The 22043-nt window shown below is 62.4% G+C and carries 22 protein-coding genes; 8 read left to right on the forward strand and 14 right to left on the reverse strand.

Annotation, left to right across the window (positions count from 1 at the left end; genetic code table 11):
• Positions 1-32: 32 nt before the first annotated feature.
• On the reverse strand, positions 33-662 hold the full coding sequence (locus RAD04_RS33535) for a DsbA family protein (RefSeq protein ID WP_461627219.1): 630 nt from the start codon (positions 660-662) through the stop codon (positions 33-35).
• Positions 663-899: 237 nt separating this feature from the next.
• On the opposite strand from RAD04_RS33535, the gene RAD04_RS33540 reads away from it, so the two are divergent.
• Positions 900-1409, forward strand: a complete 510-nt coding sequence (locus RAD04_RS33540) for a winged helix-turn-helix transcriptional regulator (RefSeq protein WP_461627220.1) — start codon at positions 900-902, stop codon at positions 1407-1409.
• A gap of 106 nt (positions 1410-1515) precedes the next feature.
• Here the strand turns inward: RAD04_RS33540 and RAD04_RS33545 are convergent, their stop codons facing one another.
• The 9 genes from RAD04_RS33545 to RAD04_RS33585 all read right to left on the reverse strand — a co-directional run bounded on the left by RAD04_RS33545 (position 1516) and on the right by RAD04_RS33585 (position 11421).
• The gene (locus tag RAD04_RS33545; protein WP_461627221.1) at positions 1516-3318 is read right to left on the reverse strand and encodes an AMP-binding protein; all 1803 of its coding nucleotides are present in this window, start codon (positions 3316-3318) and stop codon (positions 1516-1518) included.
• A 112-nt stretch (positions 3319-3430) separates the two neighbouring features.
• A complete protein-coding gene (locus RAD04_RS33550) occupies positions 3431-4630 on the reverse strand; it encodes an ABC transporter substrate-binding protein (RefSeq protein ID WP_461627222.1) in 1200 nt (399 codons plus the stop codon).
• A 751-nt stretch (positions 4631-5381) separates the two neighbouring features.
• Positions 5382-5936, reverse strand: coding sequence for an aldehyde dehydrogenase family protein (locus tag RAD04_RS33555; RefSeq protein WP_461627223.1), 555 nt, complete (start codon positions 5934-5936; stop codon positions 5382-5384).
• A gap of 33 nt (positions 5937-5969) precedes the next feature.
• On the reverse strand, positions 5970-6629 hold the full coding sequence (locus RAD04_RS33560; protein ID WP_461627224.1) for an ATP-binding cassette domain-containing protein: 660 nt from the start codon (positions 6627-6629) through the stop codon (positions 5970-5972).
• A 1-nt stretch (position 6630) separates the two neighbouring features.
• A complete protein-coding gene (locus tag RAD04_RS33565) occupies positions 6631-7332 on the reverse strand; it encodes an ABC transporter ATP-binding protein (RefSeq protein ID WP_461627225.1) in 702 nt (233 codons plus the stop codon).
• A complete protein-coding gene (locus tag RAD04_RS33570; protein WP_461627226.1) occupies positions 7329-8072 on the reverse strand; it encodes an ABC transporter ATP-binding protein in 744 nt (247 codons plus the stop codon). Before RAD04_RS33570 ends, RAD04_RS33565 begins: the two co-directional genes overlap by 4 nt.
• Positions 8069-9112 (reverse strand): branched-chain amino acid ABC transporter permease, encoded by a 1044-nt coding sequence (locus RAD04_RS33575; RefSeq protein WP_461627227.1) that lies wholly within the window; start codon positions 9110-9112, stop codon positions 8069-8071. The genes RAD04_RS33570 and RAD04_RS33575 overlap by 4 nt, the downstream gene beginning before the upstream one ends.
• A 4-nt stretch (positions 9113-9116) precedes the next feature.
• A complete protein-coding gene (locus RAD04_RS33580) occupies positions 9117-10037 on the reverse strand; it encodes a branched-chain amino acid ABC transporter permease (RefSeq protein ID WP_461627228.1) in 921 nt (306 codons plus the stop codon).
• Between the two features lie 91 nt (positions 10038-10128).
• Positions 10129-11421 carry an ABC transporter substrate-binding protein gene (locus RAD04_RS33585; RefSeq protein WP_461627229.1) on the reverse strand — a complete coding sequence of 431 codons (1293 nt, stop codon included), beginning with the start codon at positions 11419-11421 and terminating at the stop codon, positions 10129-10131.
• Positions 11422-11557: 136 nt separating this feature from the next.
• Between RAD04_RS33585 and RAD04_RS33590 the strand changes: the two genes are divergently transcribed.
• Together RAD04_RS33590 and RAD04_RS33595 are read left to right on the forward strand one after the other, a co-directional pair.
• Entirely contained in the window at positions 11558-12391 is an 834-nt protein-coding gene (locus RAD04_RS33590) for a MurR/RpiR family transcriptional regulator (protein WP_461620891.1), read from the forward strand.
• A gap of 23 nt (positions 12392-12414) precedes the next feature.
• Complete coding sequence (locus RAD04_RS33595; protein ID WP_461627230.1) at positions 12415-13239, forward strand: SDR family NAD(P)-dependent oxidoreductase; 825 nt, start codon at positions 12415-12417, stop codon at positions 13237-13239.
• A gap of 77 nt (positions 13240-13316) precedes the next feature.
• On the opposite strand, the gene RAD04_RS33600 is transcribed toward RAD04_RS33595, so the two are convergent.
• The 4 genes from RAD04_RS33600 to RAD04_RS33615 form a co-directional block, all read right to left on the reverse strand.
• Positions 13317-14294 (reverse strand): HEAT repeat domain-containing protein, encoded by a 978-nt coding sequence (locus tag RAD04_RS33600; protein WP_461627231.1) that lies wholly within the window; start codon positions 14292-14294, stop codon positions 13317-13319.
• Between the two features lie 2 nt (positions 14295-14296).
• Complete coding sequence (locus RAD04_RS33605) at positions 14297-14530, reverse strand: 4Fe-4S dicluster domain-containing protein (protein WP_007593252.1); 234 nt, start codon at positions 14528-14530, stop codon at positions 14297-14299.
• A 34-nt stretch (positions 14531-14564) separates the two neighbouring features.
• Positions 14565-16307, reverse strand: coding sequence for a fumarate reductase/succinate dehydrogenase flavoprotein subunit (locus RAD04_RS33610; RefSeq protein ID WP_461627232.1), 1743 nt, complete (start codon positions 16305-16307; stop codon positions 14565-14567).
• Between the two features lie 104 nt (positions 16308-16411).
• On the reverse strand, positions 16412-17182 hold the full coding sequence (locus tag RAD04_RS33615) for a ferredoxin--NADP reductase (RefSeq protein ID WP_461627233.1): 771 nt from the start codon (positions 17180-17182) through the stop codon (positions 16412-16414).
• A gap of 191 nt (positions 17183-17373) precedes the next feature.
• Here RAD04_RS33615 and RAD04_RS33620 point away from each other — a divergent pair, with 191 nt between their 5' ends.
• From RAD04_RS33620 to RAD04_RS33640, 5 genes are all read left to right on the forward strand, one after another.
• On the forward strand, positions 17374-17670 hold the full coding sequence (locus RAD04_RS33620; RefSeq protein WP_165637140.1) for a gamma-butyrobetaine hydroxylase-like domain-containing protein: 297 nt from the start codon (positions 17374-17376) through the stop codon (positions 17668-17670).
• A gap of 224 nt (positions 17671-17894) precedes the next feature.
• On the forward strand, positions 17895-18671 hold the full coding sequence (locus tag RAD04_RS33625) for a Crp/Fnr family transcriptional regulator (RefSeq protein ID WP_461627234.1): 777 nt from the start codon (positions 17895-17897) through the stop codon (positions 18669-18671).
• A 181-nt stretch (positions 18672-18852) separates the two neighbouring features.
• Positions 18853-20274 carry an ABC transporter substrate-binding protein gene (locus RAD04_RS33630; protein WP_461627235.1) on the forward strand — a complete coding sequence of 474 codons (1422 nt, stop codon included), beginning with the start codon at positions 18853-18855 and terminating at the stop codon, positions 20272-20274.
• Positions 20271-21167 carry an ABC transporter permease gene (locus RAD04_RS33635; RefSeq protein ID WP_461627236.1) on the forward strand — a complete coding sequence of 299 codons (897 nt, stop codon included), beginning with the start codon at positions 20271-20273 and terminating at the stop codon, positions 21165-21167. The genes RAD04_RS33630 and RAD04_RS33635 overlap by 4 nt, the downstream gene beginning before the upstream one ends.
• Positions 21164-22036 (forward strand): ABC transporter ATP-binding protein, encoded by an 873-nt coding sequence (locus RAD04_RS33640; protein ID WP_177237457.1) that lies wholly within the window; start codon positions 21164-21166, stop codon positions 22034-22036. Before RAD04_RS33635 ends, RAD04_RS33640 begins: the two co-directional genes overlap by 4 nt.
• The last annotated feature ends 7 nt before the right edge of the window (positions 22037-22043 follow it).

Here is a 22043-nt window from a genome sequence, read left to right on the forward strand (position 1 = left end):
CGGTTGGATTGAACTTCGTTAACTCGGCATCTCTATGCCGTCCTTGCGACCGGCCTGGTTTGCTCGAGGATGGACTCCTCGACGTCACGAAGCTGGTCCTTGCCGAAGAACATCTCCTTGCCGACGAAGAAGGTTGGCGACCCGAACGCGCCTCGGCTGACGGCGTCGTTGGTCAGATCAATCAACCTCTTCTTGACGTCGTCCTGCTGGGCGCGAGCGATCAATCTGTCGATATCGAGCCCCGAAGCGATGAACGCATTCCGGAAGATTTCGAGGTCATCCATCTTCTTCGGCTCCTCCCACATATGGTGATAGGCCGCGCGAAAATAGGACTCGAACACACCCTCAAACTGGGCTGCCACGGCGCCCCGCATCAGCATCAGCGTGTTGACGGGAAAGAAGGGATTCTGGCGGAATTTCGTGACGTTGTGGCGGCGGATAAACCGCTGGGTCTCGAGCGCCTGATATTCCGGCTTGTTCTTGATCCCACGAAGCGAGTCGAACGGCGACATATTGCCCGTCGCCTTGTAGATGCCGCCGAGCAAGACCGGAACATAATCGAATTTCGCACCGGTGCGCTGCTCGATGCCCGCAATCGCTACCTCTGCCAGATAAGCGTTCGGGCTGCCAAAATCGAATTGGAATTCAATCTTCAAGGTCATCTCGGCTCCTCCCGCGGAACATGTGCTTGCACTGGCGATCCGGTCGCCGGCCTGACTTTCCTCAAACATACAGTTCTAAAATAGAACTGTCAAACCCTCCCGCAATCTGCTGATTTTCGTCTTGCCTGGAAGGGTATTGTTTGGAGTTTAGTACCTATCTAGAATGGCAAATCCCGCGCCGGCCTCCGCAACGATTCGAGATGAGGTCCGTGCCGTGGCGGTGACTGGAGTTTGTGGATGAAGTGGAAGGAACTCGAGGAAGAGCCGTGCTCGATGGCCCGAACTATCGGCGTGATCGGCGACCGCTGGACTCTTCTGATCCTGCGCGAGTGTTTTCTGCGCACGCGCCGCTTCGAGGGATTTCAGTCGGCGCTCGGAATCACGCGGCATTTGCTTGCCGAACGTCTGAAGAAGTTGGTTCGGCAGGGCATTCTGCGCCGCATTCCCTACCAGGAATCCCCCAAACGGCACGAATATATCCTGACCCAGAAGGGGCTCGATCTGTATCCGATCATGATGGCAATCGTGCATTGGGGCGATACTCACATGGTCGACGAGCGCGGCCGCCCCCTGCTGCACCAGCATCGCAAGTGCGGAAAAGATTTCGATCCGGTCATGGTGTGTTCCGAATGCGGCGAGCCGCTGTCGGCCAAGGAGGTTCATACTCATCCCGGGCCCGGTGCTCGCAGCGCCCCGGCGGCAGCGGCGCCGACCTCGAAAACAAAGGCGCGCTCGCGGGCGGCCTGAGGCCCGCACCGAAGCCGTTTCGCGGCAAACAATCCCGCAGAAGGTACCGGCAGACGCGATCTGGCGGCCAGGGAGTCCGTAACGTCCGCACGGGACAAGCTCGCTCTCAGACCCGGATCACATCGGCGCCAGCTTCGTGGATGTAGAGACGCTCAACCTGTTCAGATCGAACTTTCAGCACAGCGCGTTGGTTGACATAGGCCTTGTCGGTGATTTCTCCTGCCGCCATTGATGGCGGATCTTTCAGCAGAACAAAGGAGCAGATCCGTTCGCTGCTTCCGACGGTCTCATTGTAGCCCCGAAAGCGATCCAGCAGGACCCCGACCACGGCGGGATCCGAGGTCAGATCCGCACCCGGAGTTTTCGAGATCCGTGCGGCCTCCGTGGGGTTCAACCAGCAGAGCAGCGCGCACGCCTCACGATTTTCGCCCGCGACCACCATGTCGAGCAAGACACCGCGCGTTGCGGCCAGGATTGCCGCGCGCATATTGCCGATCGAGACCCAGGTCCCATTCGCAAGCTTGAAGTTCTCGGAAATTCGTCCGGTAAAGCGCAGCCCAAGCTCAGGCTTCTGCGGATCCAGAAACGAGACAGTATCGCCGATGCGATAGAAGCCTTCCTCGTCGAAGGCCATTTCCGTCAAATCCGGCCGCCCGAGATAACCCGGCGTGACGTTGGGTCCCTTGACCCTGACCTCGTAAGTATCCGAGACCGGAATGAGCTTGAGCCGCAGTCCCGGCGCGGGAAGACCGATCTCGCCGGGTCGATCTGTCGCCCAATGGGTCGTACTGATGGTCGGGGCGGTTTCGGTCGTACCGTAACCCGACATGACCGGAATTCGCCGGCCGGTCACCGAGAGTGTCAAGCGATAGAGCTTCTCCAGCGTGTCCTTTGAAATTGCAGCGCCGGCATAACTCATTCGGTCCATCCGCTTGAATACACTGGCGCCCAGATCGAGATCCTTCTCGACCGCGTCACACAGGAGGTTATAGCCGGCAGGCACGTTGAACATGGCGGTCGGCGACACTTCCTTGAGATTGGCGACCGTCTTGTGAAAGAGCTGCGGCAGCGGACGGCCGTCGTCGATATAGAGCGTCCCGCCGTTCTTGAGGATGCCGTGAAGAATGACGTTGCTGCCCATCGTGTGATGCCAAGGCAGCCACTCCACCTGGACTGGCGCAGCCGGAGGAGACACGAGCTGGCTGCCCATTTGCAGGGAGCTTGCCATCATGCGGTGGGTGTTGAGCACGCCTTTCGGAAAGCCTGTCGAACCCGACGTGAAGAGTATCTTAGCGACCGCGTCGCACGAGACCGCACGAGATGCCCCGGCAAATCCGTCGCACGCGATTTTGGCTGTCAGAGCGCGGAAGGGCACCGTGTCCGGCGCGCCATCGACACTGATCCAGGTCGCGGCCGCCAATTCCGGAATGGTGCGGCCTGCGGAAAACTCGCGTCCGCTTTGGACGAACACGAAGCTCGGGCGCAGCACTTCGGCGATGTCCTTGAGACGAGCAAGTCCACCGGGCATCAGCGTGTAGTTTGGCGATATAGACGCCAGGATGACGCCGATTGACATCGCCGCAAACGAAACCACGGCGTTCTCGATCGAGTTTCCGGAGAGGATGGCCAGCTTGTCCGCTGGCTTTGCGCCCAGATCAAGCAAACTCTGGCCCACCGCCTGGACCTGAGACCATGCCTCGCTGTAGGTGATCTCGTCCCACCCACCCTTCGCATTGCGCTGCGCGAGAAATATCCGGTCCGGGGTGGCGCTTGCCCAGCTCGGCAAGAAGTCCGTGATACGCCAGTCACATGGCTTCCACTCCAGAGGTGAGCTCAATATGAGCGCGCCATCTGGTCGGCGCTCGATTGAAACCTCGCGCGGCGCAAACGTCAGTGCCTTCGTCGACATTGAATGGATCTCCTGAAGTACCGGAATGGCGATCGCACCCCTTGCGCTCGTCGCGCAGGACGCCGGCGCCGGCACGTCGTCAATGCCGCTCGCCCTCTCGCCTGTTACGTGCTCATTCGGACCTGGCGTCCAACACTTCTCCGAAGGCTTCCCAAGTCGAGCCGGTCCAGCGCTGCAGGCGCATCTGCGTCCAGATCATGTTCTCGGTTTCGCTGGTGTTGATCTTGATGCCCGGCAGTGCGGTCGGGACGACGAGGTCCCAGAGGTTCTTGGCCTGCGCCAGGATGTTCTTGCGGGACAGGTCGTCCCCGCATTGCTTCAGGATCTGCTCGAGCAGGATGCCCTGCTGATAACCGGTGAGATAGCTGCCGTTGGTGATATCGACGCCGGGCAGATATTTGTCGATAAACGCCCGATAGGCCTGCATGCCGGGATCATCTTTCCACTTCGGATCCACGACATCCTTGTTGATGGTGCCGACGATCACGCCGGTCGACTTGTCGAGGCCGGCCGGCGTGAGCGTGCCTCCAACCGAACCGGACGGAAAGTTGATGATGACGGTCGCCTTCCAGCCGATCAAAAAAGCCTGTCGGATCGCCTGCGCAGCGAATTTCGGCGTGCCCGCGATCATCAGGGCATCCGCACCGGAGCTCTTCAGGTTGGTGATCTGCGAATCGACGGTCGGTTCAGTGACCTCATAGGACGCGGTGACGACCCTGCGATCGTAGTCCTTACCGAGAAACGCCTTGAAGGCATTGACGTAGTCTTTTCCGAGGTCGTCATTCTGGTAGAGGATCGCATATTTGGCGTTCGGCAGAGCCTTCGTGAGGTATTTAGCGTAGATCTTTCCCTCGGTATCGTAGCTGACGAGACCTGTCGTGATCAGCGGGTAACTGGCGACGTCGGTGAACTTGGACGATCCGCTGACGATCGCGATGCTGGGCACCCCTTTCGACTTCAGGTATTTTGACGTTGCCGAAATGGCGGGAGTGCCGAGCTGGCCGAACATGAATGCAACTTCATCGCTCTCGACGAGCTTGCGAACCTGCTCCACTGCTTTGGGTGGACTATAGGCATCGTCATAGGCGACGTAATTGATCTTGCGCCCGCTGATGCCGCCGCGGTCATTCAGGGACTGAATGTAGGCGATCAGCCCCTTGCCCACGAGACCGATCGATGAAGCCGGTCCGCTGAACGGAAACACCCCGCCAATCTTGATTTCGGTCGCGGTAACCCCGGGCTCGTCGGCCGCGAATGCCGGGCTGCCCAATAGCACGAGCAGAACGGCAAGACTCTTCCATCTCGGCAACATCGGCATCCTCCCTGATGCGCACTCTTCCGGTGCGCCGTTCAATTCTTACGTGTCCCTACGCTCGCTAGGCGCCATGCCGTGCGAAATCGAGCGCGCTCGCCAAGCGTCGATGGCCGAGCGCGTCAACCGTTGCGGCTCTTGGATTGGCCGCCTCATTCGTCGAACCTACAGTTCTTTTTTAGAACTCGTCAAGCGCTTAGATGCATCTCCCCCTGACAAAGGACGAAGCGCTTGCGATTTTGTGAAGAGTTGTACGCATGATTCGACAACGGCAGAGCTAGAGGCTGATACCGATGTCCAAGCGCCGAGACGCCCCTCTCGGCCCGGATATCGCACGTCGCAATATCAGACCAATTCATTCTGTTATTGAACTTAAGAGATGATCAGAGGTGAGCCGTCAAATAGCACCGACGGCTGCGCTGCAACACGCTCGGCCAGCAGCGCAGCGATCCGCTTTAGATGCGCGGCGCTCGATTGAAGGGCTCAGGCTATAGACAAAGGAACGTCAAAGCGGGAGCACGCTCCACTGAGAGGGGCGAACTCCAAGGTCTTCAAGACGTTCAGGGCGCAGGCGACGCCACCCGCGATCTCGCGACACGGACGCTACGGGTCATACTGGCAAGCCAATCCGTGGACCGCGCTGAAGATAAGCGCACACATCGGGCTTCCAAGAAGAACCCGTGATTTGACCTGCCGCCGAACGATGAGCCTCGCTTGAACGGTGACACTCACGGGGTCTGGGCCATCGCATCTACAGACCGGTCTGGCTTATAAATTTGGTGTTGAGGTAGGCTTCCATCGCCTCGGTGCCCCCTTCCGAGCCGTAGCCGGAATCCTTGATCCCGCCGAACGGCACTTCGGGCAAAGCCAGACCGAAGCTGTTGATGGACATCATGCCCGCTTCGATCGCCGAGCCGATCGCGGTTGCAGTCTTGGTGGAGCTGGTGAAGGCGTAGGAGGCAAGACCGAACGGCAGGCGATTAGCGGCGGCCATCGCTTCCATCCTGGCCTCGCCGAGCGTCTTGCCCTGCTCCATCGTGAGCAGCGGGGCGATCTCGTCATTGCGCTCGCGCATAATCGCGGCAGCCTTGCGCATGATGCGGCACCGCTCGAACGGGGCGACATTGCGCCAGACCTTGAATCCTGCTGCGGCAGCGGCCAGCGCCTCGTCGAGGTCGGCCTTGCCGGCATGGGCGACGGTGCCGATCACCTCTTCGGTCGCGGGATTGAGGACTTCGATGACCTTGCCCGACTGGGCCGGATGCCATTTGCCGCTGATGAAAAGCTGGGTGTTCGAATAAGCCAACGGACTCTCCCTGTGATCGCTTCTGTATTGGTTTCAACGTGTGGACGATCGGGCTGCCATGGCAATGGCATCGGCGGCCCGCGTCATCTCCGGTCCGAGATAAAGGCGAAAGCGCGGCTCGGCGACCAGGGAGCGAAAATCCGCCATGCGCGTTACCCCGCCGCCGGCGACGAACAGGAATTGCCCGGCGATCTCCGCCAAGATGTCCAGGTGCCAGCTGGCGGTCGGATGCATGCAGAGGATGACCAACCTGCCCTCGTCCCGCAGCTTGCGGAAGAAATCGAGCACGAAGCCGATATAGCCATCCTGCAGGTTGAACTGCGGCTCGTCGAACAGATGCACCAGCGGCGTCCCGGTCGGCGACGGCGCCAGGAAGGCCGACGGGATCCGCTTGCGAAAGCGCCGGACCTGGTAGGATTGATGATAGTGGATCGCGAGCCGGTCGCGCTCCCGGTATTTGACACCGTGGATATCGGTACCGGCAACAAGCACGCGGCCCGAGGTCGGCGCGTTGGAGCCCGTCATCATCTCGAACAGCGTGGTCTTGCCGGCTCCGTTCGGCCCCACGACACCGACGATGCCGGGTTCGTCCAGCGACAGATTTGCTTCAAGCGTGAAGGTGGGGCGTCGGATGACGCGGCCTCTGGTGTAGACCTTGCGGATATCATCGAGAACGAGCAGCGGCGCGGACACTCTATTGCACTCCCAGCAAGCGCTGACGAAGCCCGCGATCGTCGCGGAGCGTGGCGGCCTCCCCGGTCCAGACGATCCGGCCGCGGTCGATCACCGCGGCATGGTCGGCGACCGACAGCGCGATCTCGGCATTCTGCTCTACGACCAGCGAGGCGATGCCCTCGTCCTTCATCCGCAGAATCGTCGCGAGCACGTCGCCAACGATCTTAGGCGCCAGGCCCTGGCTCGGCTCGTCAAAGAGAACCAGACCGGGCGAGCCAACCAGCGCGCGCGCGATCGCCACCATCTGCATCTCGCCGCCCGACAGATTCTCGCAGTCGCGCTCCATCAGATATTCGAGCGGAGAGAAGATTGCGGCGGCCTCCTTGACGGACCAGTTGCGGAAGCGCGTGCGCTTCTGCGCGATCGACAGATTGCGCGCCACCGACAAGGTCGGGCACAGCCGCCGGTCGTCGGGTACCCAGCCGATGCCTGCGCGCGCGATCTCGTGAGTCGGGTTGCGCGTGACGTCGTGCCCGTCGAAGCGCACCGCGCCACGGCGCGGCCGCGTCAGCCCGAGGATCGAGCGCAGCATGGTGGTCTTGCCGGCGCCATTGGGCCCGAGCAGCGCAAAGACCTTTGCGCGCTCGATGGCGATCGAGGCGCCGAACAACGCCTGGGTCTCGCCGTAGAAGGTATCGACGCCGTCCACTTCGAGGATCATGCGAATTTCCCGAGATTGGAGCGCCGGACCCATTCGTTCTGCTGCAATTCATGCGGCGTACCACGCGCCACCACCTGGCCCCAGTGGATGACGGAGATGCGGTCGGCGAGCGAGAACAGGAACTCCATGTCGTGCTCGATGGCGACGATGGTGAGCTTGCCTTTGAGGCGAGCGACCAGGCTTGCCAGCCGCTGCACGCCGTCTGAGCCGAGGCCGGAGGTCGGTTCGTCCAGACACAGCACCCGCGGCGCCTGTGCCAGCGCGACCGCGATCTCCAGCGCGCGTCGATCGCCATAGGAGAGATCCTTGGCGCGAATGCCGCCCTTGTCCGCAAGCCCCACCCCGGCGAGCGCTTCGGTCGCCTGATCGGTGAGCCGGCGGTCACCAGCCGCGGCTCGCGCTATGTCAAGGCCGCGTGCGCGAAACGCCGGCAAGCCCATCATGACGTTATCGCGCGCTGAAAATTCGTCGAACAGCGTCATGTTCTGGAACGAGCGGGCGATGCCCTTGGCGGCGATGCGATGCGGGCTCAAGCCGGTGACGTCCTCGCCACCGAGCCGGATCGAGCCGCGACTCGGTCTCACCCGGCCGGTGAGGACGTTGAAAAACGTGGTCTTGCCGGCGCCGTTCGGCCCCATCACACCGTGGAACTCGCCCTCGCCGACCGCGAGATCGACGCTCTCCAGCACCACGCGGTCGCCGAAGCGGACATGTACGCCCGCGGCCTCGATCATGCTCATCGCCCACCCCCGACCAGCAACCGCATCGCGGACGTACCGCGCCGCCTCAGAGCGTTGATGGAATGTTGTTGCACGGCGGCCGAGAGCGCGCCTGCGATGCCCTCGGGACGGAACAGCACGATCGCCATGAACAGAAGACCGAAATAGAGCATCCAGGCATTGGTCAGCGCGCCGATCACGTCGCGGGCCGTGAGGAAGAGAAACACGCCGATCACGGGGCCCCAGAAGCTGACAAGCCCGCCGCCGACCAGCGTCATCATCACGACGTAGCCGGACTGATGCAAACTCATGACATCGGGAAATGCGGCAAGCTGCGCCATCGCGAACAGGCCGCCGGCAAAGCCTGATAGCGCGGCCGAGAGGGTGAAGACCGAGGCCTTGTAGAGCCACACATTATAGCCCAGATGCGCTGCGCGAACCTCGCTCTGCCTGATGGCTGCGACCACGCGGCCGTAAGGCGAATGCACCAGTCGCCACAATATGGCGGTGCCGACCGCGAAGACCGCGAGCACGAAATAGTAGAACGCAACATTGTCGGTGAGATCGAACGACACCAGGCCGAAATCCGCCGGCAGCCGCCTGATCTTGAGCAAGCCGTCCTCTCCGCCGGTGACGCGGTGGGACTTGATCGCAAGCGTCCAGAAGATCTGACCGAAGGCGATCGTCATGAAGGCGTAATAGATGCCGCGCCGGTGCGAGACAAACAGCGCCACCAGCGCGCCGGCAAACCCGGCGATCACGGCTGCAGCAGCGAGACAAACCCAGAGATTAGCGAACATGTCGAACTGGCAGAGCCCGAATGCATAGGCACCGATGCCGAAATAGGCCCCGTGGCCGAACGACGGCAGCCCGGCCGTCCCCAGCACCAGGTTGAAGGCCAGCGCATAGAGCGACCAGATCAGGATCTCGATCCCGAGATAGGGATAGAGCCCGATCCGGGTGATCCAGAGCGGCACCGTCGCCAGTACCAGCCAGAGCACCAGCATCGTCGGCGTGACAAGACGCGCAGCGTCGGATGAGGTCGTCGAACCCACAATCATTTCCCTAGACCTCGAGTACGCTCTTCTTGCCCCAGAGGCCGCGGGCGCGGAACGTCACGACGGCAACGAGCAGGATGTACATGGACAGCAGCGACCATTCGGACGCATAGGCTCCGGCGAGGCCGACGCAGACCCCGACCAGGAGGCCGGCGACGACGGCGCCCCAAAAACTTCCGACCCCGCCGAGCACGATCACGAGGAATGCGGGGATGACGGCGTCGACGCCCATATGCGGGCGGATGCCCCAGATCGGCGCGACGATGATGCCGGCGATCGCCGCAAGCATGGTGCCGAACACGAACACCAGGAGCCGCAGCCGCGACAGATTGATGCCGAGTGCGCGCACGATCTCGCTGTCATGGGCCCCCGCCTTCACGGTCGCGCCGAAGGAGGTCTTTTCGATCAGGACCCAGACCAGACCGATGATCCCGGCCGCGATGCCGGCTGCATAGAAGCGATAGCTCGACCAGATCAGGTCGCCGAACAGGAAGCCGCCATTGATGGCTGAAGGCACCTGCAGCACATAGTCGCGCGTGCCCCAGACGAGTCGGATCAACTCCTCGATTACCATCGCCGCGCCGAAGGTCAGCAGCAAGCCGTAGAGCGGGTCCTTGCCATAGGTCCGCCGCATGCAGAACTCGATCAGCATGCCGATAAGTCCGACGATGACGGGCGCGATGACGAGGGTTGCGGCGTAGCGCCAGCCGAGCGGCAGCGCGAGCCACAACTTTGCAAGATCAGCCGGTAAGGGCGGGCGAGGCCCCGTGAGCTTCATGGCGACATAGGCGCCGAGCGCAAACAGCGAGCCATGCGCGAGATTGATCTGCTCCATCAGCCCGACAATGAGCATGAATCCGAGCGCGATTAGCGCGAACAACAGGCCAAGCGTCAGGCCGTTCACAAGATGCGGAAGAAGGTCGAACAAGGTCTGGTCTCGCAACTGTCTTTCCAGGGCCGGGGCGCGGATGGCGCCGCGCTGGCGGCGCCATCGTTCTGCGACTTGACGACCCGTCTCCTCAGGAATCGACGGTCGGCACCTGCTCATAAGGCGTGAGCTTGCACTTGGTGGGCGCGGCGTCATCGGCGGCCGATTTCGGTTCGGTCCAGCTGATAATTTCGAACAGATCAGTGTTGTCCGCCGGCTTGGCGTTGCGCCGCGCCAGATAGATCGTCTGCTGCATCTGATGCGTCACCGGATCCATGTAGGCATCGAAATGCTGCATTCGGTCGGTCGCGGAGACTTTCAGGTTCTCGAGCTCTTTGATGATCTTGACGTTGTTGGTCGACCCTGCCCGCTCGATCGCCCGGAGCAGTTCGCGCGTCGACATATATCCGTTGTAGGAGACGTTCCCCGGCACCGGGATCGGACCGTCCTTGTTGGCAGCCTGCCACTTCTTCACAAACTCGGCGACGCCAGGCAGTTGCAGCTTGTGATACCAGGTGGTGCCGAACACGCCGAACAGGCTGTCTGGCGCGCCCCACACGTCGGGCCAGTCCTGCTGGTTGTTGATCCAGGCGGGTTTGCCGTCGAGCTTGAGCTGCGCCACCTGCTCGCGGAGCGCCTTGATGTCGTCACCGCCAATCGCGGTCGCGACCACGTCGGGTTTTGCTTGCTGGATCTTAAGGAGATACGCGGTGAAGTCGCGCGTATTCTGCGGCACCAGGAGATTGTCGATGATCTTGCCGCCGGCAGCCTCGACCTGCGCCTTGGTCGCGGCGGAGGTCGTATGGCCCCAGACATAGTCGTTGGTGAGCAACATCCAGTTCTTGCCGATGGAATCGACCGCGTTCTTGACCGATGCCTTGGAAAAATTGGTGCCGTTGCCGTCCCAGACAAACTTGACACGCGAGCAGTTCTCTCCGGCTTCGCTTGGCGCCGAGGAATTCGTGTTCATGTAGATCACGCCGTATTTGCTGGCGACCTGGGTGATGGCATTGGCGACGCCGGAATGCAGCGCGCCGATCAGGATGGTGCAGTCCTCGCGGGTGATGAAGCGCTCGGCGACGCGGCTGCCGGTTGCCGGCGTCGTCTCAGTGTCTGCGGTGATGAACGTCACCTGTCGCCCGAGCACGCCGCCTCTGGCGTTGAACTCGTCGATTGCCATCTTGATGCCGCGGAAATCATCCTGGCCGCTGTTGCCATATTGACCGCTGGCATCGCATGTCAGGCCGAGCTTGATCGGCTTTGCTCCCTGCGCCCAGGCATGGTTCTCCCGCCACGGCCCGAAGAAGCTGCCGGTGCCGCCGATGACGCTCGCCATCAAGCTGCCCTTCAAAACGCTTCGCCGTGAGATCTGACGCACTCTCATCGCTTCCTCCCCGTTTCGACGTTTTTGCTCTTTTTGTGCGTTTAGAATATTCATTCCAACAACGAAGTAAAGTAGAATATTTGATCCAAACGGTGAAATGCCGTTAAACAGGTGGCCGATCCGGAGACCCGACTCGATGAACAAGGCCCAGGGCGTGATGAGTTACGACGAGCTGCGCGGCGCGATTGCGCAGCGGCACCGCGCCCTATCGGGCCGGCTGCAGCAAATCGCAGAATTCGTGCTCGATCATCCGACCGATGTCGCACTCGGCACCGTGGCGGAGGTCGCACAGCGCTCGGGCGTGCCGCCCTCGGCGATCGTTCGCTTCGCCCATGCGCTCGGATTTGGCGGCTTCACCGAAATGCAACAGGTGTTCCGCTCCCGCCTCGTCGCCGGCGTCGCGCCAAGCTACAAGGCGCGGCTCGCCCGCATGAAGAGTGAGGAGAAATCGGTGCTCGGCCGCCAGCCGGCCGCGGTGCTGTCGCGCTTCGTCTCGGAGGCGCAATCGGCGCTGGTGACGCTCAGTCAGTCCGTGCACACGCGCGAGCTCGAGGCAGCGACGGCGATCCTTGCGAAAGCGCGCGACATCTATCTGCTCGGCCTCGGCGGCTCGTTTCCGGTCGCGATCCACCTCGCCTACGTCTTGCGCAAGCTCGGACGCCGCGTTGTGCTGCTCGACGGCGTCGGTGGCAGCATTCATGAGCAGTCGCACGCGGCCACCGCGGATGACGCGCTGGTCGCGATCAGCTTCCGAAACTATTATCCCGACACGGCACGGCTATTCCCCGAGCTTGTCGCGCGCAGCGTGCCCACGATATCGATAACAGACAGCCTGCTGAGCCCGATCGTCGAAGGCGCGAGCGTCGTCTTCGAGATCCAGGACATGCCCGAGCCGGCGCTGCGCACGCTGGTGGCGCCGATGTGCCTGGTGCAGGCGCTGGCAATCGGCCTCGACCTTGCGGCGGACTGACATTTCATAACAAGGAGAAGATCATGGCATCGCATGACGGAACGAAGGTCTTGGCTGGTCAAGTCGCGTTGGTGACGGGCGCCGGACGCGGGCTCGGCCGCGCCTTTGCAGAGAAGCTTGCCGCGCTCGGCACCGACGTCGCCATCCACGGCATGCGCGAGAACGGGCCGGCAGAATATGGCGAGGGCACCACGCTGACCGCGGTGGCCGCGGAAATCGGCAAAGACTATGGCGTCCGCAGCCAACGCGTGCTTGGCGATCTCACGGAGGGAGAGGACATCGCGCGCGTGATCGCCGAAGCGGAAAGCTCGCTCGGTCCGATCGATATCCTCGTGCACAATGCCGGTGGCGACATCGCGGCTACCGGCGGCAAGCCCGATCCGAACGACGCCGTAAACATCAGGGAGGCCGACGTACGCGCGGTGCTGGAGCGCAATTTGCTCTCGACCATCCTGACCTGCCAGGCAGTCGCGAAGGGCATGATGGAGCGGCGGCGCGGCCGCATTGTCACGCTCGGCTCGGTCGCCGCTTTCAAGGGGCGCACTCACGGCTCGATCTATGCGGTGGCGAAGGCCGGCGTGACGCATTACACGCGTTGCCTCGCCGACCAGCTCCGCGCCTACGACATCGCCGTCAACTGCATCGCGCCCGGTGACACCCGCACCGGCCGATTTCTCGGCACCCGTGCAGTCGATCCTGACAGGATGGTCGAGACCGGCACGCTCGACCGTATCGCGACCGTCGACGAGGTCGCCCGGGTCGTCGAATTCTTCGCCGGACCCATGGGCGCCTTCGTCTCGGGTCAGGTGCTGCGCATCGACGGTGGCGGACAGGCATGGCCGGCGTGAGCTCCGGTGTGCATGCTCCAGGGTGCATGTCGCGGCTTGGCACAACGGTACAACGAAGTTGTACTGACCCTTTCGCCCTACGGCCCCGCCTTCCCTTTGCGCGCGGCGATCTGCTGGAGCGCCCAGCGCGCGTTCTTGCGCACGTCAGGATCGGGATCGTTGGCGATCACCACGAGGTATGCCTCGCCTTCGGGAGCGGCGATCTCGCCGAGCGCGGCAGCCGCCTCCTTCCGCAAATTCGCCTGCTCATGGTTGATGCAGTTACCGATCGGACGCAGGGCGCGCTCGACCTTCATCTTGCCGAGGCTGCGGATCGCCTTGAGCCGCACCTGCCAAAACTCGTCGGCAAGTGAGACCATAAGCTGATCGGCGGCGAGCGAACCATTGACGTTGAGCCCGAGCGTCTCGGCTGCCATCTCCCGGACCATCCAGTCGGCATCCCTGAGTGCGCGGGTGATCGTCTCTGCCGCCGGCTTCATCTGCGAGAAGGCGAGCGCGCTCACCGCGGCGCGGCGCACATGGGCGTCGGGATCATGGATCAGCGCGGTGAGCGCCGGGATCGACTCTTCGAGCTTCAGGAAACCGATGACGCCGATCGCCTGCACGCGGACGGCCGCGTCGCCATCCTGGAGCGCTTCCAGCGCAGGCTTCAGCGTGTCCTTGCGACGCAACTCCTTGAGCGCGCGCAGCGCGCCCATGCGGACGAAGGCGTGAGCATGCTTGACCAGCGGCAGGATGATTTCGGCGCAAGCGGGGTCCTTGAATTCGGCCAAACTGTCGGCTGCGGCCGAGGCCACGATTCTCTCAGGGTCGACGAGCAGCTTGACGAGTGCACTCGCCGCCTCCTGCCCGTCGAACTCGCCGAGCGCCATCGCGACCTGCTGGCGCACGCCCGCGTCGGGATCTGCCACCATGTTGGCGAGATGCGCGACCGCGGCCGCATCGCCGGAATGGCCGAGCGCGATGATGGCGACGCGCCGCTCGGCCGGATCTGCGGCCTGCAACCGCTCGTCGGCGTCTTCGAGATCGTCATAGGATTCGAACGGGCTCGACATGACTACCTCAAGAGATAGGGAATGTTCACGGTGACGGCGCCGGTCGGGCAATCGGCCTCGCAGGGCATGCAGTACCAGCACTCGTCATAGGCCATGTAGGCCTTGTTGGTCATGTCGCTGATGCGGAGTACGTCGAGCGGGCAGACGTCGACGCAGACGGTGCAGCCCTTGTCGGCGATGCATTTGGCGTCGTCGACGACCACCGGAACCGATGTCTGATAAGACGCGAGAGGCATCGTTGATCTCCTGTTGCTTGTCGTTGGCGATGGATCAGGCGGTCGCGCGGATGCGCTGCTTGTCGTAGAGGTCCTTCTCGTCGTCCGCGATCGGGACGACATAGGGCTCGACCGCGCGCTTCTCACTGGTCATCCTGCCGTTCTGTTTGCTCAGCAGGGTGTGGCAGAACCAGTTCTCGTTGTCCTTCTCCGGGAAATCCGTGCGCCAGTGATAGAGGCCCCAGCGGCTCTCCTCGCGATACAAAGAGGCATGTACCGCCATGTCGGCGCAATCCATGATCGACTGCACTTCAAGCGCGCGGAGCAGCTCGTGTGCGTTACGTGCAATCATATGCTCCTGCATGTCTTGCCGCGCCTCGGCGAGGCGGCGCATGCCGATCTCGTATTTGCGCGTGACCTTCGGCGGCTGGAGATAGTCGTTGACGAGGCGGCGCGTCTTGTACTCGACCTGGTTCGGCGGAATGCCGTCCTCGCGCCTGGTCGGCGCCATCACGCGGTCGCGCTCCCTGGCCACGTCGGCGGCATCGAACTCCGCGAAGTCGTGGCTGTCGGCGAACTCCATCGCGTCGATGCCGGCCACCGCGCCGTTGGTGAAGGCGCCGAGCATGTAATTGTGCGGCACACTCGCCATGTCGCCGGCGGCGTAGAGGCCGGGCACGGTGGTGCGCGCATTGTCGTCGACGAACACGCCTGAGGCGCTATGGCCGGAGCAGAAGCCGATCTCGGAGATGTGCATCTCGATCGAATCGTTGCGGTAATCGACCCCGCGTCCCTGCTGGAACAGGCCACGCGTCGGCCGCTCCACCTTGTGCAGCGTGGATTCGATTTCCGAGATCGTATCCGGGTGGAGATGCTTGAGCTGGAGGAACACCGGGCCCTTACCCGACAGCAGCTCGTTGTAGAATTCGAGCATCATCTGTCCGGACCAGTAGTCACATTCGATGAAGCGCGATCCCTCGTTGTTGGCGGTAAAGGCGCCGAAGGGACCGGCGACATAGGCGCAGGCGGGACCGTTGTAATCCTTGATCAGCGGATTGATCTGGTAGCATTCGAGGTTCGCAAGCGCGGCGCCGGCGTGATAGGCCATCGAATAGCCGTCGCCGGAATTGGCAGCATTCTCGTAGGTTCCGAACATGTAGCCGGAGGTCGGCAGACCCAGGCGGCCGGCGGCGCCCATGCACAGGATGACGGCCTTGGCCTTGATCACCAGCATTTCTGCGGTACGCGTATTGACGCTGACTGCGCCAGCGATGCGCCCATCTGCCGACTTGAGCAGACGCGTCGCCATGTAGCGATTGGAGATCAGGATGCGGGCGCGCCGGAGCTGGCGGTAGAGCGCCTTCTTCACGGTCTCGCCGTTCGGCATCGGCAGGACGTAGGTGCCGATATGATGCACCTTCTTGACGGCGTAGTCGCCGTTCTCGTTCTTCAGGAAGCGGATGCCGAAGCTGTCGAGCTCTTCGATGATGCCGTAGCAGTTCTGCGCGTACTTATAGACCGCCTTCTGGTCGACGATGCCGTCATTGGCGATGGTGATTTCCTTGGTGTACTGCTCCGGTGTCGCATAGCCGGGGATGACGGCGTTATTCAAGCCGTCCATGCCCATCGAGATCGCGCCGGAGCGCTTGACGTTGGCCTTTTCGAGCAGGACGACATTGGCCTTCGGATTCTTCAGCTTCGCCTTCAGCGCCGCCATCGGGCCGGCCGTGCCGCCGCCGATGACCAGCACATCGCAGGAAACCTCCGAAAGTCCGTCGACGATCTGATCTAGTGCCATCGCTTGCTCCTGGTTCGCCGGCATTTCCGGCGCCTTTGCATCAGATTTGTTCAGAGGGCGTCGCGGCGATAGCAATTAGTTGTCGCCGGGACGCGATTTGCGCCTCAGCGCTCGACGAAGGCTTTCTCAATCACGAAATGGCCGGGCCGGCTGTGGTTTCCTTCGACGAAGCCACGCGCGGAGAACATCGCGGGGAGCTCCTCCAGCATCGCCGGGCTGCCGCAGAGCATGATGCGGTCGGTCTCGATATCGAGGCTGCCCTGCCCGATATCGTCGAAGAGCTGGCCCGAGGCGATCAGATCGGTGATGCGGCCACGATTCCTGAACGGCTCGCGGGTGACGGTCGGATAGTAGACGAGCTTGTCGCGGATCAGCGGTCCGAAGAACTCGTGATTGCGGAGGCCTTCCACGTGCTCGCCATAGGCGAGCTCAGAGACTTGGCGGCAGCCATGGGCGAGCACGATCGTCTCGTAGTTCTCGTAGACGTCGGGGTCCTTGATCAGGCTGGCGAACGGCGCGAGCCCCGTGCCGGTCGAAAGCAGCAGGAGGCGCTTTCCCGGAATGAGGTTGCCGGTGATCAACGTCCCCGTCGCCTTCCGGCCGACCAGGATGATGTCGCCTTCGCTGATCTTCTGGAGGCGCGAGGTCAGCGGACCGTCCTGCACCTTGATCGAGAAGAACTCGAGCGCTTCCTCGTGATTGGCACTCGCCATGCTGTAGGCCCGCATCAAGGGCTTGCCCTCGACCTCCAGCCCGATCATGGCGAACTGGCCGTTCTGGAAGCGAAAGCCGGGATCGCGCGTCGCCGTGAAGCTGAACAGGGATTCGGTCCAGTGCCGGACCGACAAAACCGTCTCTTTCTGAAATGCGCTCATCCTCGTCTCCGTGCCTCGATCGCGCACAAGGTTTCGGAGAGACGGGAATCCGGCAACGCGGAAGTGAAATTCCCGGTCGATTAGTTTCACATTTCGCGGGCGATGATCGGAGAGCAGCCGGCGTTGGCAACTAGTTGCTATCCGCACTCGTCTGCGACGCCGTAGAAGAGGGTCGGAGATACGTCATGACCATGACCTTGGTAGTACCGACCGTGGCCGACTACGAAGCGAGCGCCGATCTGGCGACGCTCCTCGTCCGCACCACACTGGACGACGCGCTGAGCGTCCCTGCCGAAAAACTTCGCCTCTCCTGCAAATGCGCCCACTGCACCCGCGCCCGCTTCGACGGCCGTTTCCCCGAGCACTTTCCCGGTATCGCCATCACCGAGATCGGCGACCTCGGCTATGGGCTGAACATCTCGTTCTCGGACGGACATAATCGGGGAATTTACCCGAAGCCGTATCTGCTGAGCTTGGCGGGGCGGTAAGCCCTCGGCCGCTCCTCTGCTCCACTGTCGTTCCCCGCGAAAGCGGGGAATCCAGTACGCCGCGGCCCCTCGGTATCCCATTGACGTCTCTGGAATACTTGATCGCCCGCCTTCGCGGGCGATGACAGCGGAGTAGTTGGCGCCAACATGCCACCAACGAACCGCGCCCCCATCTGGCACGGACATTGCTCCTCTTTAGAACGATTTGAACGTTCCGGAGGCAGATGATGTTGCAGGCGGCGAATGCAGTTCGCGGGGCTGTTCCCCCGGCAGTCCGGCCTGCAGGCAGCTCCTCGCTGCTGCTCACCGAGGACCAGCAATGGATCGGCGGGCCCCCGCCGCTGATGGACAAGCTCTCCCCGCGCGAGCGGGAGCAGGTGCTGAAGCAGGGCCGCCGAAAAGTGCTCAACCGCGGCCAGACGCTGTTCAGCCAGGGCGGCAAGCATGACGGCATCTGGCTGATCGATAGCGGCCGTATCCGGGTGTTCTACACCTCCCCGCTCGGGCGCGAGATCACGTTGGCCTATTGGCATGTCGGCAATTTCGTCGGCGGGCCGGAAGTGTTCGAAGGCACCGTGCATCAATGGTCCGGTGTTGCGTCCAGCAATTGCAGCGTCGTGCATCTTCCCGGAAAGGAGCTGCGGTCGCTTGCCGTGGAGATCCCGAACCTTGCGATCGGCCTGATCGAAGGGCTGACGTTCAAGGGCAAATGCTATTCGGCTCTCGCCCAGATGCTGGGAACGCGCTCGATCACGCAGCGCCTTGCGCATCTGCTGCTGCACCTCGTCGAGCTCTATGGCGTCGAGGACGCCGATGGCAGGGTGATCGCGGCCGCCTTCACCCATGCCGACATTGCGCACATGGTCGGTGCCACCAGGCAATGGGTCACGATCAGCCTGAAGCGGATGCAGGAGAAGGGAATCGTGCAAACCAAGCGATCACAGATCGTGGTCTGCCGGACGGACGTGCTGGAGGAGATGCGCGGCCACGCATCCGATTGACCGAATTTGCGACCATCGCCCCTGCACAGGCAAGCGGCTTTATAGTGCAGAACTGCTCAAGGAGTATGCAATCAGCTTTTCCCGGCAACTAATCGACTGCAGCGCTCAATCCGGATTTGCCCTGTCCGGGCCCTCACCCAATCATGGCAACCACAGCACATCCAACCGAATGAGGATGAGAATGGTCCGCCGTCTTTCCACGCTCTCGATCGCGACGTCGGTGACGTCGCTGGCCCTTCTGGTCGCGCAGCCGGCCTCGGCGGAAACCGTCACGCTCGGCATCGGAACGCAGGATACGACAACCAACACGGTGACGGCCGGTGTCGTCATCCGCCAATTGCACCTGCTCGAGAAATATCTGCCTAAAGACGGCAAATACAGCAACATCAAGTTCGAGCTGGAGTGGCAGAACTTCACCTCCGGCCCGCCCGTCACCAACGCGATTATGGCGAACAAGCTGCAGATCGGCATGATGGGCGACTATCCGCTGATCGTGAACGGCTTCACCTTCGAAAGTAACCCCGAGAGCAAGAGCCGGCTGATCGGTATCGCCGCCTACAGCCTGTCCGGCTCCGGCAACGGCATCGTCGTTCACAAGGACTCGCCCTATTACGATCTCGCCGATCTCAAGGGCAAGCTCGTCAGTGTACCGTTCGGCTCCGCGGCCCATGGCATGGTGCTGAAGGCGATGCAGGACCGTGGCTACACGTCCGACTTCTTCCAGCTCGTCAGCCAGAGCCCGGAGGTCGGCTCGACCAATCTCCAGGAAAAGAAGATCGACGCGCATGCCGACTTCGTTCCCTTTGCCGAGCTGCTGCCGTTCCGCGGCTTCGCGCGGAAGATCTTTGACGGCGTCGAGACCAACGTACCGACCTTCCACGGCATCGTGGTTCGCACCGATTTCGCCGACAAATACCCGGAGGTCGTGACCGCCTATCTGAAGGCGGTCATCGCCGCCAATCAGTGGCTGCGCGACGATCCCAAGCGCGCCGCGGAGAAGATCCAGGAATGGACCGGCATCAGCAGGGAAGTGGTGTACATCTTCCTGGGGCCCAGCGGCAACATGACCACCGATCCCACGGTCAAGCCTGCGTTGATCGACGCCGCCACCGCCGACGTCAAGGTTCTGCAAAATCTCGGCCGGATGAAGGAATTCGATCCGAAAAAATGGGTCGACGATGGCTATATCCGCAAAGCCTATGCCGAGATGAAGCTCGATTACGACGCGCAGCTCGCGAGCACCAAGAATTACGAGATCGCCGGAGAAGACGCCTTCTGCAAGAAGCCGATCACCGATCCGCGCAAGGCCGGCGAGGTCTGGGTGGATGATGCCGGCATCATGCCGTTTGCGTCCGCGGCGTGCACCCTGGGGGCCTATGCCGACTTCAAGGCCAAGGGCAAGAAGATCAACGTCGCCTACGTCTTCGACACCACGCGCGGCATCAAGCTGTTCGCCGACCAGGCCTTCTTCGCCGTCGGCGATGGCGACGTCGCGCCGTTCCTGCTGAAGAAGGACGCCGAAGCCCATGCCGCCAAGATCGGCGGCAAGGTGCTGGGCTTCGACGACGCGGTGAAGGCGGCGGTCGGCGGAGGCAAGACGTGAGCAGCCCCGCCATCCTCAGACATCCCGAGGACAGCATGCCGGCAACAGCCATTGCAGAGGCGGGCCCGGAGCCCGTCGCCACCCCGCCCTCCTTCGGCACGCTCGCGTTGCGCTGGTACCGATTGAATCGCAACGGCCTGCGCGCGATCGCGATCGGCATCACCTCGCTGCTGGCATTCCTCCTGGCCTGGCACCTGCTCACGACCTATCGCGTCGTGCTCTTCGTGCGCTTCACCAATGTGCCCTCGCCGCTCGCGGTCTATGCCAGCTTCATCAAGGCGATCCACGATCCCAAATTCCTGATGCACATCGTCTTGAGCTGCCGGCGCATCCTCGTCGGCTTCTCCCTCGCAGCCATCGTCGGGGTGCCGCTCGGTCTGGTGATGGGTCGCTTCAAGCTCGTCCATGAGGTCATCTTCCCGGTCGCAGAAGTGCTGCGACCGATCCCGGCAATCGCCTGGGTGCCGATGGCGATCATGCTGTGGCCGACCAACGAGCAGAGCATCGTCTACATCACCTTCCTCGGCTCGTTCTTCCCGATCCTGGTGAACACACTTCACGGCATGACGCTGGTCGATCCCGTGCTAGTGCGCGCAGCACAATGCCTCGGCGCGCGGGAGCGCTCGATCTTCCGCGAGGTGTATTTCCTGGCATCACTGCCGCACATCTTCACCGGCCTCACGGTCGGCATGGGTGTAGCCTGGGTATCGCTGATCGCGGCCGAGATGATCTCCGGCCAATACGGCATCGGCTACTTCACCTGGGAAGCCTATTCGCTGGTCCAGTACGCCGACATCGCGCTCGGCATGATCGCAATTGGCGTTCTCGGCCTGGGATCGAGCCTGCTGATCCGGGGCGCCGGACAATTGGTGATGCCGTGGAGAGCGAAATGAGCGAGATCCCCGCCAAGGCACCGCAAGGCCATATCGAAGTCAGGAGCTTTTCCCTCAGCTATGACAGCATCGAGGGACCGGTCCAGGCCGTCACTGATACACAGATCCATGTGAAGCCAGGCGAATTCGTCTCGATCGTCGGGCCCTCCGGCTGCGGAAAATCGACGCTGCTCAACGCGGTCGCGGGCTTCCTTAAACCCACCACAGGGATCGTCACCGTCGACGGTGAGCGTGTGAGTGGTCCCAGCGCCGAGCGCGGCATGGTGTTCCAGCAATATTCGCTGTTCCCCTGGAAGACGGTGCGGGAGAACGTCGAGTTCGGACTGAAGATGCGCGGCATGCCGCGCTCGCAGCGTGAGCGCGCCGCCCGGACGCTGCTCGGGCTGGCGGGCCTGGAGGCCTTCGAGAAGCACTATCCGGAAAAGCTCTCCGGCGGCATGAAGCAGCGCGTCGGCATCGTCCGCGCGCTCGCCACGGGGCCGAAAGTGCTGCTGCTGGACGAGCCCTTCGGTGCACTCGACGCCCAGACCCGCGTCATCATGCAGCAGATCCTCACCAACATGTGGCAGCGGCTGAAGATCTCGGTGCTGTTCGTCACCCACGACATCGACGAGGCGATCTTCCTCTCCGACCGCGTCTACTGCATGACCGCACGCCCCGGCTCAATCAAGGCGGAGATCCCAATTCCGCTGGAACGGCCGCGGCAGCAATCGATGATGATGTCCTCGGAATTTTTGGCGCTGCGCCGCGGGCTGATGTCACTGATCCGCGAGGAGAGCCTGAAGGCGATGGGCGGCGAGATCAACGACCTCGGCATGCGCGGATTGAACATCGAGCTGCACGGCCAATCTTTGGCCGAGGTACTTTAGGCGAAGA

Source organism: Bradyrhizobium sp. 25ACV, from assembly GCF_054863005.1.